Origin of the sequence: Mesorhizobium sp. B2-5-13 (assembly GCF_006440535.1) — a bacterium.
Lineage (GTDB): Bacteria > Pseudomonadota > Alphaproteobacteria > Rhizobiales > Rhizobiaceae > Mesorhizobium > Mesorhizobium salmacidum.
In genome coordinates, this window is sequence record NZ_VFUI01000006.1 from 75,988 (window position 1) to 91,234 (window position 15,247).

Sequence of the window (15,247 nt, forward strand, 5' to 3'; positions counted from 1 at the left end):
CAACAGGGACCGGAGCTTTGTCCGCCCGCTACTCGGCGGCCGTCTTCTGTGGCTCGCCCGGGATGTCGTCATTGGTGCCGAACAGCGAAGGCTGATCGCCCTCTTCGACCAGATGCAACTCGGCTTTGCGCTTCGGCATGAGCCCGACCAGCCAGCCCGAGAAATTCTCCATGTAGACATAGATCACCGGCGTCACGAACAAAGTCAGCGCTTGCGAAGCGAGCAAGCCACCGACAACGGCTACGCCCAGCGGCTGGCGAAGTTCCGCGCTGGCGCCGGTGCCGAGCGCGATCGGGAACGTGCCCATCAGTGCTGCCAGCGTCGTCATCATGATCGGCCTGAACCGCATCAGGCAGGCCTTGTGGATCGAATCCGTGGCCGACATGCCTTCTCGTCGCAGTTCAAGCGCGACATCGACCATCATGATGCCGTTCTTCTTGACGATGCCGATCAGCATCAGGATGCCGATCACCGCGATGACGGACAGATCCATGCCGGCGAAGCGCAAGGCGACAACCGCCCCGAGCACAGCCGACGGCAGGCCCGTCAAGATGGTGAGCGGGTGGATGAAGCTCTCATACAGAATGCCGAGCACGATATAGATGGTCAGGATGGCGCCGCCGACCAGCAGGCCCTGGTTGGCGAGCGAATCCTGGAAGGTCTTGGCCGTGCCGGCGAAGGTCGTGGAGATCGCTGCCGGCATGCCGATCTGTTCTTTCAGCGCGTCGATGCGTTTCACACTGTCGCCCAGCGCCACGCCCTGCGGCAGGTTGTAGGAGATGGTCACGGCCGGAAGCTGGCCGAGCTGATTGACCGTCAAGGCGCCGGCCGTGCGATCGACCCGGGCGAAGGCGCCGAGCGGCACCAGGCTGCCGCTCGCCGTCCGCATCTGGATGGCGAGCATCCGCTCCGGCGACCATTCGATCTTGGGATCGAGTTCGGTGATGACTTCGTAGCTGTCGGCCGAGCCGAAGATCGTTGAAACCTGGTCGGTGCCGAACCCGCCATAAAGCGCCGAGCGGAGCGTGTCGGTGTCGATGCCGAGCTGCGCGGCCTTGTCGCGATCCACCACCAGCGACGCCTGCAACGCATTGTTCTGCAGGTCGCTGGTGACATCGGCGAAGGTCGCATGGTCGGCCGCCATCGCGTCATTCATCTTCTGCGCCCAGATATCGGTCTGTCCGGTATCGAGGCCCTGAACCACGAGCTGGTAGGCACTGGCCGACGACCGCGAACCGAGCCGCAGATTCTGCACCGGCTGCATGTAGGTCTCGATGCCCGCCACGCCGGCCAGTTGCTTGCGCAGGTCCGAAAGCACCTTCTCGATATCGGGACGCAGGTCCTTGCCCTTGAGCTGGACGAAGAGCTGCCCCTGGTTGAGGGCATTGTTGCCACTGCCCGCCGACCACGCCACGTGGTCGACATAGGGCGACCTCGAGAACACGCTGGCCACCTGCCCTTGCAGCTTGGCCATGGCGTCGAACGAAATGTCCTGGCGCGCGATCGTGGTCACCGAAATCTGGCCGATATCCTCCTGCGGGAAGAAGCCCTTCGGCGAGACCTCGATCAGCCACACCGAGGCTGCCGCGGTGCCGATGAAGACGAGGAACACCAGGAAGGTGTGCCGTAGGCAGAAGCTCAGGATCCAGTCATAGCCGCGCGTGATGAAATCGCGCTTGTGGCCGGCGCCGTGCGCCTCGCGGTCGGCCTTGGTCACCGACAGCAGCCGCGAGCACAGCATCGGCGTCAGCGTCAGCGACACGAACATCGAGGCCAGGATGGCGACGGTCACCACCACGGCGAACTCGTTGAAGATGCGCCCGATCACGCCGCCCATCAGGAGCACCGGGATGAACACCGCCACCAGCGAGATCGAGATCGAGATGATGGTGAAGCCGATCTCGCGCGCGCCCTTCAGCGACGCATCGAAGGCCGACAGCCCGTCCTCTTCCATGTGGCGGAAGATGTTTTCGAGCATCACGATGGCATCGTCGACGACGAGGCCGACGGCGAGCGTCAGGCCCATCAGCGAGATGTTGTCGATGGAAAAGCCGAACAGGAACATCGCGCCGAGCGTGGCGATCAGCGAGATCGGCACCGCCACGGCCGGGATGATGGTCGCCGTCACCCGGCGCAGGAACACGAAGATCACCAGGACCACCAGCGCGATGGTCAACAGCAGCGTGAACTGCACGTCGTCGACGGCCTGGCGGATCGAGCTCGAGCGGTCGTTGAGCAGCTTGATCTGGGCGGCGGCCGGCATCTGGTCCTGGAAGGACGGCAGCATCGCCTTGACCTTGTCGACGACATCGACCGTATTGGCGTCGGGCTGGCGTTGCACGGCCATGATGATCGCGCGGGTACCTTCGTACCAGCTTGCGGTCGTGGTGGTCTGCACCGAATCGACGACACGGGTCACCTCGCCCAGCCGCACCGGATGACCGTTCTTGGTGGCGATGATGAGGTTGGAGAAGCCGGCTGCATCGGTAAGCTGCGTGTTGGCGGTGATGGTCAGCTGCTGCTTGTTGTTCTGCAGCACGCCGAGCGGCGTGTTGCTGTTGGCCGAAGCCACAGCCGCTTGCAGCTGATCGATAGAAATGCCCCGCGCGGCAAGGGCGGTCGGATCGATCTGGATGCGCACTGCGTATTTCTGCTGGCCGAAGATCGACACCTGCGCGACGCCGTCGATGGTCGACAGCGACGGCGAGATGACGTTTTCGGCGAAGGCATCGAGGTCGGTCAGCGGAACCGTATCGCTGACCAGCGACATCAGCAGGATAGGCGCATCGGCCGGATTGACCTTCCGATAGCTCGGCGGCGACGTCATCTGCGGCGGCAGTGATTTCTGGGTGCGCGCGATCGCGGCTTGCACGTCGGCCGCGGCCGCATCGATATTCCGGTTGAGGACGAATTGGATGGCGATCGAGGTCTGGCCGAGCGCGTTGGTGGTCGAGATGGAATCGATGCCGGCGATGGTGGCGAACTGCTTGATCAGCGGCGTCGCCACCGATGTGGCCATGGTTTCCGGCGACGCGCCAGGCAGCGAGGCCGAGACGTTGACCACCGGAAATTCGGCGCTCGGCAATGCGGCGACCGGCAGGAATTTGTACGCGAACAGCCCGCCCAGCACGAGGGCGAACGACATCAGAAGGGTGGCGACTGGCCTGCGGATGCAGAACTCGGAGATCATTGGCCTGCCTCGCCGGCGTTGCTGGCCTGGGCAACCTTGGGCGCTTCCTTGCCTTCATGCACCGCAGCGCCGTCCTTCAGCCTTGTCTGGCCCTCGGTGACAACCCTCTCGCCGCTTTTCAGCCCCTGGCTGATGGCGCTGTTTTGGCCTTCGGTCAGCGCCACCTGCACTGGCCGCATCTCGACGGTGTTGTCCGGCTTGACCACATAGACGAACGGTCCCTTCTGGCTGGGCTGGACCGCGACGGTCGGAACCGAGGTCATCTGCGGCATGATGCCGGCGTCAAGGACGACATTCACATACTGGCCGGGCCACAAGGAAAGATCGGCATTGGGAATACTTGCCCGTGTGGCGATCGTGCCCGACGCGGTGTCGACGCTGGAATCCACGAAATCGAGCGTCCCCTTGCCGATCGGCGTCGGGTCGCCGCTTTGGGTCAACGTCACCGCGTTCTGCTGCGGATTGGCAAGCGCCTTGTGCAGCAGCGCAAGGTTGCTTTCCGGCAGATTGAAGTTGACCTGCAAGGGGTCCATCTGGGTGATGGTCACCAGTGGCGTCGCCGTGCTGCTGTTACCGTTGCTGACAGTCACGAGGTCGCCGACGGCGACATTCACCGCACCCAGCCTGCCGGCGATCGGCGCGGCGATGGCGGCAAAGCCGAGCTGGACATTGTCCGCGTCGATCGTTGCCTTGTCGGCATCGACGGTCGCCGCCGCCGCCTTCTGCGCGGCAACGGCCTGGTCGTAGGTCTGCTGCGTACCGGCCTGCTTGGCGACGAGGTCCTTGGCGCGCTGAAGGTCGGAATTCGAGCTGGCAAGCAGCGCCTGATCCTTGGCAAGCGCTGCCTGGTCCTTGGCGAGTTGCGCCTTCAGCGCCCGGTCGTCGAGCGAGAACAGGAGGTCGCCTGCCTTCACCATCTGCCCGTCCTTGACGTCGATCGACACGATCTGGCTGGAGACGCGCGCGTTGATGTTGACCACGGCCGGAGAGGAGACAAAGCCGATGGCATAGCGGCGGACCGGAAAGTCCGCCGTCGTTGCCGTCGCCGAAACGATAGAAGCCGAACGGGCACCATTGCCGCCACCGCCCTGTTTGCCGCCCGCCTTGTCGGCTGCCGGCTTGTCTGTCGCGGCGACCTGCTTTGTGCCGATGATCTGCTGGGCCTTGTTCAGCGCGTCCGGCGACAGATAGAGCCAGGCCGCACCCGCACAGGCGACCGCCAGCAACGACAGAATGACTTTTCCACGCATCGACAAAAGACCTCTCCGTTCGACACGCCATAGCCAGGTGGTCGTATTCTAGCGCAATTCACGGCTCATTGCCGCGATTTCGCCGAATAGATAGGACGCGGGTTTGTCGGAAAAGGGCCAAAACACGGCATTACGAAGATTTAATGTGCACTGCACAATAGCTGTGCAGCCGGCTATCATTAACGGCCGGAGGTCGGATGGGCTCCGAAAAATGGTCTCCGAGAGGGCAGCCTTATAATCTACCGCAACATCGGCCAAAGCGTCGCCGCCAGCAGCGCGCCCATGGCGATGTTGAACCATTTCAGCCGCACCGGATCCGAAAGGAAACCGCGCAACGCCGTGCCGAATCCAGCCCAAACCGAGACGCTGGGAAGGTTGACCACGGTGAAAGCCACACCAATCAGAATGACGGACAGGAATGGTCGTTCGGGATTGGTGTAAACGGCCATCGCGGTGATGGCCATCACCCAGGCCTTGGGGTTGACCCATTGGAAAGCCGCTGCATCGATGAACCGCATCGGCCGCGCATCCGTCTCGCCTTTGCCGCTGAGCGAGCGCGACATGGCAATCTTCCAGGCGAGGTACAGCAGATAGACGGCGCCGGCGATCTTCAGCGCGGTGTGCAGTGCGGGAAATGCGGTCAGCACCGCCCCCAGGCCGAGCCCGACGGCCAGGAGCAGCACAAGAAACCCGATACTGATGCCCAGCATGTGCGGCACGCTTCTGACCAGTCCAAAATTCACGCCTGATGCCAGCAGCATAAGGTTGTTCGGCCCTGGCGTGATCGAGGTCACGAAGGCGTAGACAAGCAGTGCGAGGAATGCGTCGAGGGACATGATATCCTCCCAGATACGTCAGTACTATTGTCTCTTTCCGACGGCTGCACAAAAGCCAGTGCCGACCGTTGGTCGCGCCAGTCCTGCACTCGTACAAAAATTCCGATGAGCTAAGTCGGCCTACATCCCCTGCGGGCCGCGGTTCATCGCCGCCACGCCGGTACGGCAGATCTCGACCAGGCCGAGCGGCTTCATGATGGCGATGAACTGGTCGAGCTTGGACCCCTTGCCGGTGATCTCGAAGATGAAATGCTCGGTGTTGGCGTCGATGACGCTGGCGCGGAAAGCGTCGGCCAGGCGCAGCGCCTCGACCCGGGCCTCGCCGGTGCCGGCAACCTTGACCAGCGCCAGTTCCCGCTCCAGCGGCCGCTCCTGCCCGAACTCGTGCGAACGCACGGTGAGATCGACCACGCGGTGCACCGGCACGATGCGCTCGAGCTGATGCTTGATCTGCTCCAGCACATGCGGCGTGCCGCGCGTCACGATGGTGATACGCGACAGGTGTTTTTCATGCTCGGTCTCCGAGACGGTCAGGCTCTCGATGTTGTAGCCACGCCCGGAAAACAGGCCGATGACCCGGGCGAGCACGCCCGGTTCGTTATCGACCAGCACGGAAAGCGTGTGGTTTTCCGGCCGTTCCGTTTCCTTGGCGATGAAGTAGGCGGAACCGGTGGGTTGAAGGTGCTGTGCGTTCATGACATGAATCTCAAATTCTGGATCTAATTATCTGTTTCCGCACGGCTTTTTGACAAGCCCTGCCTTGGCTCGCCGTCTACACCAGTTCCCGGCCTTTGGCGTCGATGGCATTGGCCACGGCCTCGTCGGTCGCCTCGTCGGGCAAAAGCATCTCGTTGTGCGCCTTGCCCGAAGGGATCATGGGGAAGCAGTTGGCGAGTGTCGCCACGCGGCAGTCGAACAGCACCGGTTTCCTGACCGAGATCATCTCCTTGATCGCGTCGTCGAGTTCGTCGGGCTTGTCGCAGCGAATGCCGTGGCCGCCATAGGCCTCGGCCAGCTTGACGAAGTCCGGCATCGCCTCGGTGTAGGAATGCGACAGCCGGTTGCCGTGCAGCAGCTGCTGCCACTGCCGCACCATGCCCATATACTGGTTGTTGAGGATGAAGATCTTGATCGGTGCGTCGTGCTGCACGGCGGCACTCATCTCCTGCATTGTCATCTGCACCGAGGCGTCGCCGGCAATGTCGACGACCAGTGCATCGGGATGCGCGATCTGCACGCCGAGCGCGGCCGGCAGGCCGTAACCCATCGTGCCCAGCCCGCCCGACGTCATCCAGCGGTTCGGCTTCTCGAAATGATAGTGCTGCGCCGCCCACATCTGATGCTGGCCGACCTCGGTGGTGATGTAGGTGTCCATGTTCTTGGTCAGTTCATAGAGCCGCTGGATGGCGTATTGCGGCATGATCACGTCGTTGTTCATCTTGAAGGCGAGTGAATCGCGCGCGCGCCATTTGGCGATCTGCTCCCACCAGGGATAGAGCGCCTTCTTGTCGGTCTTGGCGGTTGCCCGCCACAGCCGCACCATGTCTTCCAGCACCCGGCCGACATCGCCGATGATAGGCACTTCGGTGTGGACGTTCTTGTTGATCGAGGACGGATCGATATCGATGTGGATTTTTCGCGAATTCGGCGAGAAGGCATTCAGCCTGCCGGTGATACGGTCGTCGAAACGCGCGCCGATGCAGAGCATCACGTCGCAATCATGCATGGCCATGTTGGCTTCGTAGGTGCCGTGCATGCCCAGCATGCCCAGCCAGTTCTTGCCCGAAGCCGGATAGGCGCCGAGACCCATCAGCGTCGAGGTGATCGGGAAACCGGTGAGGTCCACCAGTTCGCGCAGGAGATGGCTCGCTTCCGCGCCGGAATTGATGACGCCGCCGCCCGAATAGATGACCGGCTTCCTGGCGGTGGCCATCAGTTCGACCGCGGCCTTGATCTTGTCCAGGTCGCCCTGGACCTTCGGCTGGTAGCTGGTGCGCGGCGCGATCTGCGGCGGGACATAAAAGCCCTTGGCGAACTGCACGTCCTTCGGGATGTCGACCACGACCGGGCCGGGACGGCCGGTCGTCGCGACATGGAAGGCCTCGTGGATGGTCGCGGCGAGTTCGTTGACGTCCTTCACCAGCCAGTTGTGCTTGGTGCAGGGCCGCGTGATGCCGACCGTGTCGCATTCCTGGAACGCGTCGGAGCCGATCAGCGAAGTCGGCACCTGGCCGGTCAGGCAGACCAGCGGGATCGAGTCCATCAGCGCGTCCTGCAGCGGCGTCACCGCATTGGTGGCGCCGGGGCCTGATGTCACCAGCATGACACCGGCCTTGCCGGTCGAGCGCGCATAGCCCTCGGCGGCGTGGCCGGCGCCCTGTTCGTGCCGCACGAGAATGTGCTCGACCTCATCCTGCTGGAAAATCTCGTCGTAGATCGGGAGAACGGCGCCGCCCGGATAGCCGAAGACATGCTTGACGCCATTGTCCTTCAGCGCCTGCACCACCATTTCGGCGCCAGTCATTTCCCTGCTTGCCATTTCGCGCCGCTCGTTCTGTCCATTGCTCATCGGTCTGGTCCCGTACTGTCGCCATTTGGGCGTTGCTGGTCGTTTAGTCGTGTTTCAGGCAATAAAAAAGGCCCCCGAGGGAGCCTGTGTGGTGCGCATGGGAGGTCTTCGCCCGGCGGTTACACCGCCTTGCCCACGCGCCTTCCTACGAGAATGAGTGCCGTTTTCATGGTGGCGGACCATAAAGGCGAACTCGCGGGGTCGTCAATGGGGGATGATGCGAATTCACTCGCCTGTGAGATAGGGCTTCGCTACGCGCTACCATAGTACAGTTGAGCCCATCCCATCGACACACCACTATGCGACGCCGCCTGCCCCGGCCGCCCGACTGGCAGCGCCTCGTGCTCCATCCCCCGAGGATGAGCGCGCGTCGCCGATGGATACTCTCGTAGCCGCCGGCTGGGACATCTCCGAGGCGGCGCGGCGCCTCGGCGGCGACTGCACGATGGTGCATCGCCGCATGAAGCGGCTGCGGGTCGATGCTCCCAACTAGGCTGTAGACCCGCTCATAAACGGTCCTTGGCGCCGTTCTGCGACCTGTGACAAAACCGCAAGATCGGTCGAGCGCTTCAGGTCTGCCTGCCCATATTTGGTGCTGCCACGGAGAACGGAACGATGAAGGCGTCGCTTCAAAACTACCATGCCCGGATGCAACGCGTGCTGGATCACATCGACCAGCATTTGGACGGCAATCTGGACCTGGACGCGTTGAGCGGCATCGCGGCATTTTCCAAATACCATTTCCACCGGCAGTTCACGGCGACCTTCGGGTTGTCGGTGCATCGCTATGTCCAGCTTGCCCGTATGAAGCGTGCTTCGCACCGGCTGGCCTCGAACGAGGCCCAGAGCGTCACGGATATAGCGATGGATGCCGGTTACGATGCACCGGACGCCTTCGCCCGCGCCTTTCGGCAACGGTTCGGGCAATCGCCCTCGTCGTTCCGGAAGTCGCCCGACTGGGCACCGTGGCTTGCGGCCTTCGGGCCCTTGGACAACGCAAGGAGCAAGCTCATGCAGATTACCTATGAACAAGACGACGTCACGATCCGCGATATGCCTCCAACGCCGGTGGCGATCATGGAGCATCGAGGCGACCGGGCGACACTCGGCGACACCATCCAGCGGTTCATCACCTGGCGCAAGGCTGCTGGCCTGTCGCCCGAGACGAGCCCGACCTTCAACATCTTCCGTTCCGAGAGAACCCCCGCGGTTCCAGCCGACTACAGCATGGACCTGTGCGTCGGGACCGACCAGCCGATCGATGCCGATGACGAGCAGATGAAGGCTGGTGTAATCCCTGGCGGGCGCTGCGCGGTGTTGCGCGTCGTCCACAATACCCACAATCTGGAACCCGCCGCGCTCTACCTCTATCGCGACTGGCTCCCTGCCAGCGGCGAGGAAGCGCGTGACTTCCCGATCTATTGCCGACGACACTTTTCATTCTTCCCGAACGTGGCGGTGCATGACGTCGTCGTGGAATTGTTTCTGCCGCTAAAATAGCGCCCTGACGGGCCTGCCCCCCGATCGCAAGAAGTGGACAGGCCGCGATTCATCCGAATCTCGGTCTTTATGGGCTCACGGTCTGGTGTTGCATCGACTGTGGCGTACCATGGCGCACGCAACACCGCTGCAACGGCCCGCAATACCGGAATTCGTTGGGCCGGACTGATTTCACTACGATTTCTACCGTGCAGCGTAGTTGGCATGCCCTTTGCGATGGCCTGAGGCACCATCTGGTGCCTGGAGGAGGCGCCATGAACCTGACAACTGGAGGAGAAACCATGCTCGAGAGAACACCCACAACGAAGGCGCAAGCGCTGCTCGACAAGTTTGGCAAGGCGCTGGATACCGGCGACATCGACGCGGCGGTCAACTGTTTCCAGGCGGATTGCTACTGGCGCGACCTCGTCACCTTCACCTGGAACCTGAGGACGATGGAGGGCCAGGACCAGGTCCGCGACATGCTGAAGGCAACGCTGGCTGAGACCCGGCCGAGCAACTGGAAAGTGGCCGAAGGCGAAGAGGCGACCGAGGCGGACGGCGTCACCACCGCCTGGATCACCTTCGAGACCGAGGTGGCGCGCGGTTTCGGCCTGGTGCGGTTCAAGGGCGAGCTGATCTGGACCTTGCTCACCACCATGGCCGAACTCAAGGACCATGAGGAGAAGGCGGGCTTCACCCGGCCGCTCGGCGCCAAGCACGGCCACGGCAAGGACAGGAAATCCTGGCGCGTGACGATGAACTCGCTGAACTCGGCCGCAGCAAGCAGCCCTATGTCGTGATCATCGGCGGCGGCCAAGGCGGCATCGCGCTCGGCGCGCGCCTGCGCCAGCTCGGCGTTTCAGCCATCATCATCGAGAAGAACGAGCGCCCCGGCGATTCCTGGCGCAAGCGCTACAAGTCGCTCTGCCTGCATGATCCGGTCTGGTACGACCATCTGCCCTATATCGATTTCCCCAAGAATTGGCCAGTCTTTGCGCCCAAGGACAAGATCGGCGACTGGCTCGAGATGTACACGAAGGTGATGGAGCTGAACTACTGGTCCTCCACCTCGGCGAAATCCGCGAAATACGACGAGAAGGCCAAGGAATGGACCGTTGTAGTCGAACGCGACGGCGAAGAGATCGTCCTCAAGCCCAAGCAGTTGGTGCTGGCAACCGGCATGTCCGGCAAGGCGAACTGGCCGAAATACAAGGGCCAGGACATCTTCAAGGGCGAGCAGCAGCATTCCTCGACCCATCCCGGCCCGGACAAATACCGCGGCAAGAAGGTCGTGGTCATCGGCTCCAACAACTCCGCCCACGACATCTGCGCGGCTCTCTGGGAGGGTGGCGCCGACGTCACCATGGTGCAGCGTTCCTCCACGCACATCGTGAAGTCCGACACGCTTATGGATATCGGGCTGAGCGCGCTCTATTCGGAGCAAGCGGTCGAGAGCGGCATGACGACGCGCAAGGCCGACCTGATCTTCGCCTCCCTGCCCTACCGCATCCTGCACGAATTCCAGATCCCGCTTTACCAGCAGATGAAGGAACGCGACGCCAACTTCTACGCGGACCTGGAAAAGGCCGGCTTCCTGCTCGACTGGGGCGATGACGGCTCGGGCCTGTTCATGAAATATCTGCGCCGCGGTTCAGGCTACTATATCGATGTCGGCGCCTGCGACCTCGTCATCGACGGCTCGATCAAGCTAAAGAGCGGACCAGGCGCGGCGGTGGAGGAGCTGACGCAAACCGCGGTCAAATTCGCCGATGGAACCGAATTGCCGGCCGATCTCGTGATCTACGCCACAGGCTACGGCTCGATGAACGGCTGGGCCGCGGACCTCATTTCCCAGGAGGTGGCGGACAAGGTCGGCAAGGTCTGGGGTCTTGGCTCCGACACCGCCAAGGATCCCGGCCCCTGGGAAGGCGAGCAGCGCAACATGTGGAAGCCGACCCAGCAGGAGGCGCTGTGGTTCCATGGCGGCAACCTCCATCAGTCGCGCCACTATTCGCAATATCTGGCGCTGCAGCTGAAGGCCAGACAGGTTGGCTTGCCCACACCGGTCTACGGATTGCAGGAGGTCCATCACAAGGGATAGCCGTATCCCCGCATCACGATGGTGAGCCTTCGGCGACACCGAACGAAACGGCGGGAGTGAGCCCGCCGGGCTCACCGCTGGTCGGCGATGGCGTGAAACGCCCTCGTCAGCCAAACACTCGCGGCAGGTCTCCGGGCTACCGCATTCCGCCATCGAAGCAGAGGCACATGTCTCCTCCCGGTGACTGGTCAGGCGCGCTTGGCGAAATCGTGCACGACGCGCTGCAGCAACGGCACATAGTCGCGAAACGCCCGCGTCCGCATATTGGCGACCTTGCCGCCCTCGTCCCAGATGCGAACCCGCACCGCTTCCTCATGGAACGGGTTCCTGCGGAACTCGGCCACCTCGTCGGCACTCATCGGTCCGCCCTGCAGCGACAGGGTGTGAACCGAAGCCGGCGACAGCTTGGAGAAATAGGTCGGGTCCGTGGCGCAGAGATAGCGCTTGGCGGCGACATGCAGCCGGACGCATTCGACGATGACCGGCGGGAAGAACGGCGCCAGCACCTTGCCGCCGGCCTCGTCATGGTGCTTGTCTTCGACATCGTCGGGCGAATAGGTGCCGAACTCGCTGGTGTAGTGGCCGATGTCGTGCAGCAGCGCGGCGGCCACCAGCACCTCGGGCGCTCGATCCTGTTCCGCCAGCCAAGCCCCCTGGAGCATGTGCTCGGACATCGTCACCGGCTCGCCGAGATAGGATTCGGCACCCCGGCGCTCGAAGATGTCGGCTATGAACTCGACGATGGTGTCCGTGTTCAGATCATGGCTGCTCATTCCGCCGCCTCCTTGAAGCCGTGTTCGATCGCCGCGAGCGTCGACAAAAGGCCGTCCTTGTCTGCGTAGCATCCCTGCAGCCACCGCTTGCCGGTGCCCGAAAACGCCTTGCGGGCATGCATGACGCGAGTGTTGTCGACGATGAAGGCCTGGCCGGACTCAAGCTTGAAGGTGACTTCGAAGGACGGATCCTCGATCAACTCGGCAAAGCGGCGGTAGGCGGCGTAGTAACGATCCATGTCGGCGAACGGCACATCGACGGTCGGCGCCAGCGAGCGGTTGTTGAAGCGGATGCAGATCAGTTCGCCGTCGGGTCCAAGCTCGATCATCGGCCGTTTGGACTGCAGCCGCACGCCGGATGAACCTGCGTATTCGAACCGCGCCGCATGGGAGCTCAACAGCCGAAAACCTTCGGGGTTTTCCGCTTGCAAGGCAGCGGCGACGGCAAAGCCGTCGACGACGCTGGATTCGCCGCCCTCCACCGTGTTCTCGATGCAGGACAGGATCTGCAGCGTCGGCACCGGATCGCGATAGGGATTGTCGGTATGCGCCTGCAGACCGAGATTGGTGTAGGCGAGGTTGTTCGGATTGACTTCGGCGCGCACGTCGAACCAGCGCCCGTAATTGGTTTCCCTGACGTAGCCGAACAGGTCGGACACCTTGCACAGCGCCCCGGATTCGGCCGGCAGCCCGTCCATCACCGCAAAGCCGTAAGTCCTTACCGCCGAAAGCCATTCGCGCAGCACACCGCGGCCATGGAAGGCCGCCGGATAGCTGGCGCGCGGCACCGAGTTCTGCATCGTCGCCCTGGTCCAGCGCTGGATGACATCGCCTGTCCAACCGGGCTGGCGTGTCTCGTCGCGATCATAGGCGTTTGCACGCAGCCAATGGGCGGGAAAGCTGACCGTCTTTCCCTCCGGTTCGAAGCTGATCTCCAGCGCCCCGGCCTTGACCGAAGCAGCGCCAATTCTCGTGCCGACCGGAATGTCGAGGATGGTGACGAGCCGCTGGCCATTGCCGGCGCTGCGCGTCTTGTCGTCCAGCGCATTGTCACGCAGCCAGATGGCGTGAAAGCGGGTGCGCCTTCCGTCCTGCCAGCCAAGTTCGATCGTTCTGCCTTCGTCGCCGATCAGCGCGTGGGTCAACATGGAGATCAGGTCCTGTGTCTATCCGCCCACGGCCAGATCCGGGGCTTCGATTGCATGTTGAGCGGACCCCAAGCATAACTCAAATTATCATTTTTTAGCCAAAGGCCAAAATTTCATAATGGCTCGGAAAGCTATCCCCACGCTGCCTCCACTCGATTGGCTGCGCAGTTTCGAGGCTGCGGCACGGCTGTCGAATTTCACCGCGGCGGCAGCCGAACTCGGTCTGACCCAAGCGGCCGTCAGCCAGCATATCCGGCTGCTCGAGGAACGGCTGAAGACGCGGCTGTTCTCGCGGCTGGCGCGTGGAGTCGCGCTATCGCCCGAGGGCGCCGCCTACCTGCCGCACATCCAGTCGGCCTTCGCCACCATTGGCAGCAGCACCACGGAATTGTTCGAACCGCGCGCCGTCCGGACCGTCTCGATCCGGGTGCCGATCTCGTTTGCCTTGCTGGCATTGGTCCCGGCGCTGCCGGAGCTCGCCGAGGCGCTGCCGCGCGTCCAGCTCGATCTGGTGACGATCCACCGGCCGACCGACTACGATCTGCCGGGCTCGGCGCTCGACATCCGTTTCGGCAACGGATCCTTTCCTGGTCGCGAGGCCGAGAGGCTGACCGCCGAGCGGCTTGTGCCGGTGGCAAGTCCGGCCCTCGCCAGTGCCGCCGATTGGACATCGCTGCCGCTGCTTCTCGTGGCCGGCGCGCGCGAGATGTGGTCGGAATGGTTCGCGGCGGCCGGATTGGCCGGCCATTCCCAGCGGTCGCATCGTTTCGACAGTTTCGTCGCCGCCATGGAGGCGGCAAGAGCCGGCGCCGGCGTGCTGCTGGGGTCCCGTCCTTTGATCGACGCGGCGCTCGACGACGGGGCGCTGGTCCCGCTTTCCGATTTTGAGCTCCCCAGCACGTCGGGGCATTTTCTGACCAGGCCGTCGACCGCGCATCTGACCAGTGCCGAGCAGGATTTCCGCCACTGGCTGCTAAAGCGCCTTGCCGGAGAAGCCCGGACCTGACTGGCGCTACGGCGACGCTGTGCCGATACGCTTCCAGTAGATTAGCGTGCCCGTCAGCCCGCCATGCGGCTTCAGCGCATAATCCGGTACCTCGCCGGCCAGGGTGAAGCCGAGCTTCTCATAAAGTCCTGAAGCACCATCCTCCGTCGCCGTGTCCAGAACCAGCAGCGTGCGTCCCTTCTCCGCCGCGAGGTGTTCGGCGGCCCGCATCAGGCGTGTCCCGACACCCCTGCCCCGTTGCTCGGCTGATGTCATCAGCTTGGCAATCTCGGCCCGATGCGGCTGGTTGGGAGGACAGTCGAGCAGCAGCGTGACAGTGCCGACCAGAGCCCCGCCGTCCCATGCCCCAAGCACCACTCTTTGCCCTCGTGCCGCCGCGGCCAGCGACGTCTCCCAGAATGCCCTTGCCGCCTCCGGCGCCAGCGGATGCATGAAACTGACCGATCCGCCGGCGGCAACCGTTTCGACCAGCAGATCCGTCAGCAGTGCGAGTGTTTCCTGGCTGGCGGTCAACGGCCCGATCTCTATGGCATTCATAGCTGGTCCTCTGGAAGCGATTGCTGGTATCGATAGCGCTGGTCAGTCGAGATGGCTGGCACGCCGCCGCTTGCGTGCGGCCTTGATGGCGCTGATGCGTTCGGTGTCCTCTTCCCTGAGATGCCGACCGCGCTCAAGGATTTCGAGCGTGTATTCCTCATAGGTCAGGCCCAGCCGTTCAGCCTTGTCCATGCGCATCAGCATCACTTCGCGGCTCGGCGCCTTCCATGCCTTGGCGTGCGCCGTCTGCCAGGCCAGGAAGATGTAAGGATCGCCCTTGCCCCATGGCGGCCCCTTGTAGTCGTCAAGCGGCGGCCCCCCATTATGGGAGCGCTTTGGCCGTCTTGCCATGATG

The 15,247-nt window shown here is 63.1% G+C and carries 12 protein-coding genes and 1 pseudogene; 4 read left to right on the plus strand and 9 right to left on the minus strand.

What is annotated here, in order from left to right; translation table 11 throughout:
- Positions 1–28: 28 nt before the first annotated feature.
- The 5 genes from FJ434_RS12505 to FJ434_RS12525 form a co-directional block, all read right to left on the minus strand.
- A complete protein-coding gene (locus FJ434_RS12505; protein ID WP_140747335.1) occupies positions 29–3,190 on the minus strand; it encodes an efflux RND transporter permease subunit in 3,162 nt (1,053 codons plus the stop codon).
- Positions 3,187–4,440: an efflux RND transporter periplasmic adaptor subunit gene (locus FJ434_RS12510; RefSeq protein WP_140747337.1), complete on the minus strand. Its 1,254-nt coding sequence runs from the start codon at positions 4,438–4,440 to the stop codon at positions 3,187–3,189. The genes FJ434_RS12505 and FJ434_RS12510 overlap by 4 nt, the downstream gene beginning before the upstream one ends.
- A 239-nt stretch (positions 4,441–4,679) precedes the next feature.
- Positions 4,680–5,276 carry a LysE family translocator gene (locus FJ434_RS12515; protein WP_140747340.1) on the minus strand — a complete coding sequence of 199 codons (597 nt, stop codon included), beginning with the start codon at positions 5,274–5,276 and terminating at the stop codon, positions 4,680–4,682.
- A gap of 120 nt (positions 5,277–5,396) precedes the next feature.
- Positions 5,397–5,972 carry an acetolactate synthase small subunit gene (ilvN, locus tag FJ434_RS12520; protein WP_013894763.1) on the minus strand — a complete coding sequence of 192 codons (576 nt, stop codon included), beginning with the start codon at positions 5,970–5,972 and terminating at the stop codon, positions 5,397–5,399.
- A 76-nt stretch (positions 5,973–6,048) separates the two neighbouring features.
- Positions 6,049–7,845: an acetolactate synthase 3 large subunit gene (locus FJ434_RS12525; protein WP_140502505.1), complete on the minus strand. Its 1,797-nt coding sequence runs from the start codon at positions 7,843–7,845 to the stop codon at positions 6,049–6,051.
- Positions 7,846–8,221: 376 nt separating this feature from the next.
- Here FJ434_RS12525 and FJ434_RS30475 point away from each other — a divergent pair, with 376 nt between their 5' ends.
- The 3 genes and pseudogenes from FJ434_RS30475 to FJ434_RS12540 all read left to right on the plus strand — a co-directional run bounded on the left by FJ434_RS30475 (position 8,222) and on the right by FJ434_RS12540 (position 11,428).
- Positions 8,222–8,338, plus strand: a complete 117-nt coding sequence (locus tag FJ434_RS30475) for a helix-turn-helix domain-containing protein (protein ID WP_140747343.1) — start codon at positions 8,222–8,224, stop codon at positions 8,336–8,338.
- A gap of 122 nt (positions 8,339–8,460) precedes the next feature.
- On the plus strand, positions 8,461–9,345 hold the full coding sequence (locus tag FJ434_RS12535; RefSeq protein WP_140747346.1) for an AraC family transcriptional regulator: 885 nt from the start codon (positions 8,461–8,463) through the stop codon (positions 9,343–9,345).
- Positions 9,346–9,626: 281 nt separating this feature from the next.
- Positions 9,627–11,428 (plus strand): annotated as a pseudogene (locus FJ434_RS12540) (NAD(P)/FAD-dependent oxidoreductase).
- Positions 11,429–11,616: 188 nt separating this feature from the next.
- On the opposite strand, the gene FJ434_RS12545 reads toward FJ434_RS12540, so the two are convergent.
- Together FJ434_RS12545 and FJ434_RS12550 are read right to left on the minus strand one after the other, a co-directional pair.
- Positions 11,617–12,201, minus strand: a complete 585-nt coding sequence (locus tag FJ434_RS12545) for an HD domain-containing protein (protein WP_140747349.1) — start codon at positions 12,199–12,201, stop codon at positions 11,617–11,619.
- The gene (locus tag FJ434_RS12550) at positions 12,198–13,349 is read right to left on the minus strand and encodes a gamma-butyrobetaine dioxygenase (RefSeq protein ID WP_140747352.1); all 1,152 of its coding nucleotides are present in this window, start codon (positions 13,347–13,349) and stop codon (positions 12,198–12,200) included. Before FJ434_RS12550 ends, FJ434_RS12545 begins: the two co-directional genes overlap by 4 nt.
- Positions 13,350–13,467: 118 nt before the next feature.
- On the opposite strand from FJ434_RS12550, the gene FJ434_RS12555 reads away from it, so the two are divergent.
- Entirely contained in the window at positions 13,468–14,355 is an 888-nt protein-coding gene (locus FJ434_RS12555) for a LysR substrate-binding domain-containing protein (protein ID WP_140747355.1), read from the plus strand.
- A gap of 6 nt (positions 14,356–14,361) precedes the next feature.
- Here the strand turns inward: FJ434_RS12555 and FJ434_RS12560 are convergent, their stop codons facing one another.
- Positions 14,362–14,892 carry a GNAT family N-acetyltransferase gene (locus FJ434_RS12560; RefSeq protein WP_140715915.1) on the minus strand — a complete coding sequence of 177 codons (531 nt, stop codon included), beginning with the start codon at positions 14,890–14,892 and terminating at the stop codon, positions 14,362–14,364.
- A 42-nt stretch (positions 14,893–14,934) separates the two neighbouring features.
- Positions 14,935–15,243 (minus strand): hypothetical protein, encoded by a 309-nt coding sequence (locus FJ434_RS12565; RefSeq protein ID WP_140715913.1) that lies wholly within the window; start codon positions 15,241–15,243, stop codon positions 14,935–14,937.
- Positions 15,244–15,247: the final 4 nt, after the last annotated feature.

What these genes read in the sequence shown, in the direction of transcription:
- FJ434_RS12505 (WP_140747335.1), bottom strand. Translation starts at nt 3,190, where the DNA reads ATGATCTCCGAGTTCTGCATCCGCAGGCCAGTCGCCACCCTTCTGATG.
- FJ434_RS12535 (WP_140747346.1), top strand. Translation starts at nt 8,461, where the DNA reads ATGAAGGCGTCGCTTCAAAACTACCATGCCCGGATGCAACGCGTGCTG.
- FJ434_RS12510 (WP_140747337.1), bottom strand. Translation starts at nt 4,440, where the DNA reads ATGCGTGGAAAAGTCATTCTGTCGTTGCTGGCGGTCGCCTGTGCGGGT.
- FJ434_RS30475 (WP_140747343.1), top strand. Translation starts at nt 8,222, where the DNA reads ATGGATACTCTCGTAGCCGCCGGCTGGGACATCTCCGAGGCGGCGCGG.
- ilvN (WP_013894763.1), bottom strand. Translation starts at nt 5,972, where the DNA reads ATGAACGCACAGCACCTTCAACCCACCGGTTCCGCCTACTTCATCGCC.
- FJ434_RS12550 (WP_140747352.1), bottom strand. Translation starts at nt 13,349, where the DNA reads ATGTTGACCCACGCGCTGATCGGCGACGAAGGCAGAACGATCGAACTT.
- FJ434_RS12565 (WP_140715913.1), bottom strand. Translation starts at nt 15,243, where the DNA reads ATGGCAAGACGGCCAAAGCGCTCCCATAATGGGGGGCCGCCGCTTGAC.
- FJ434_RS12545 (WP_140747349.1), bottom strand. Translation starts at nt 12,201, where the DNA reads ATGAGCAGCCATGATCTGAACACGGACACCATCGTCGAGTTCATAGCC.
- FJ434_RS12525 (WP_140502505.1), bottom strand. Translation starts at nt 7,845, where the DNA reads ATGAGCAATGGACAGAACGAGCGGCGCGAAATGGCAAGCAGGGAAATG.
- FJ434_RS12555 (WP_140747355.1), top strand. Translation starts at nt 13,468, where the DNA reads ATGGCTCGGAAAGCTATCCCCACGCTGCCTCCACTCGATTGGCTGCGC.
- FJ434_RS12515 (WP_140747340.1), bottom strand. Translation starts at nt 5,276, where the DNA reads ATGTCCCTCGACGCATTCCTCGCACTGCTTGTCTACGCCTTCGTGACC.
- FJ434_RS12560 (WP_140715915.1), bottom strand. Translation starts at nt 14,892, where the DNA reads ATGAATGCCATAGAGATCGGGCCGTTGACCGCCAGCCAGGAAACACTC.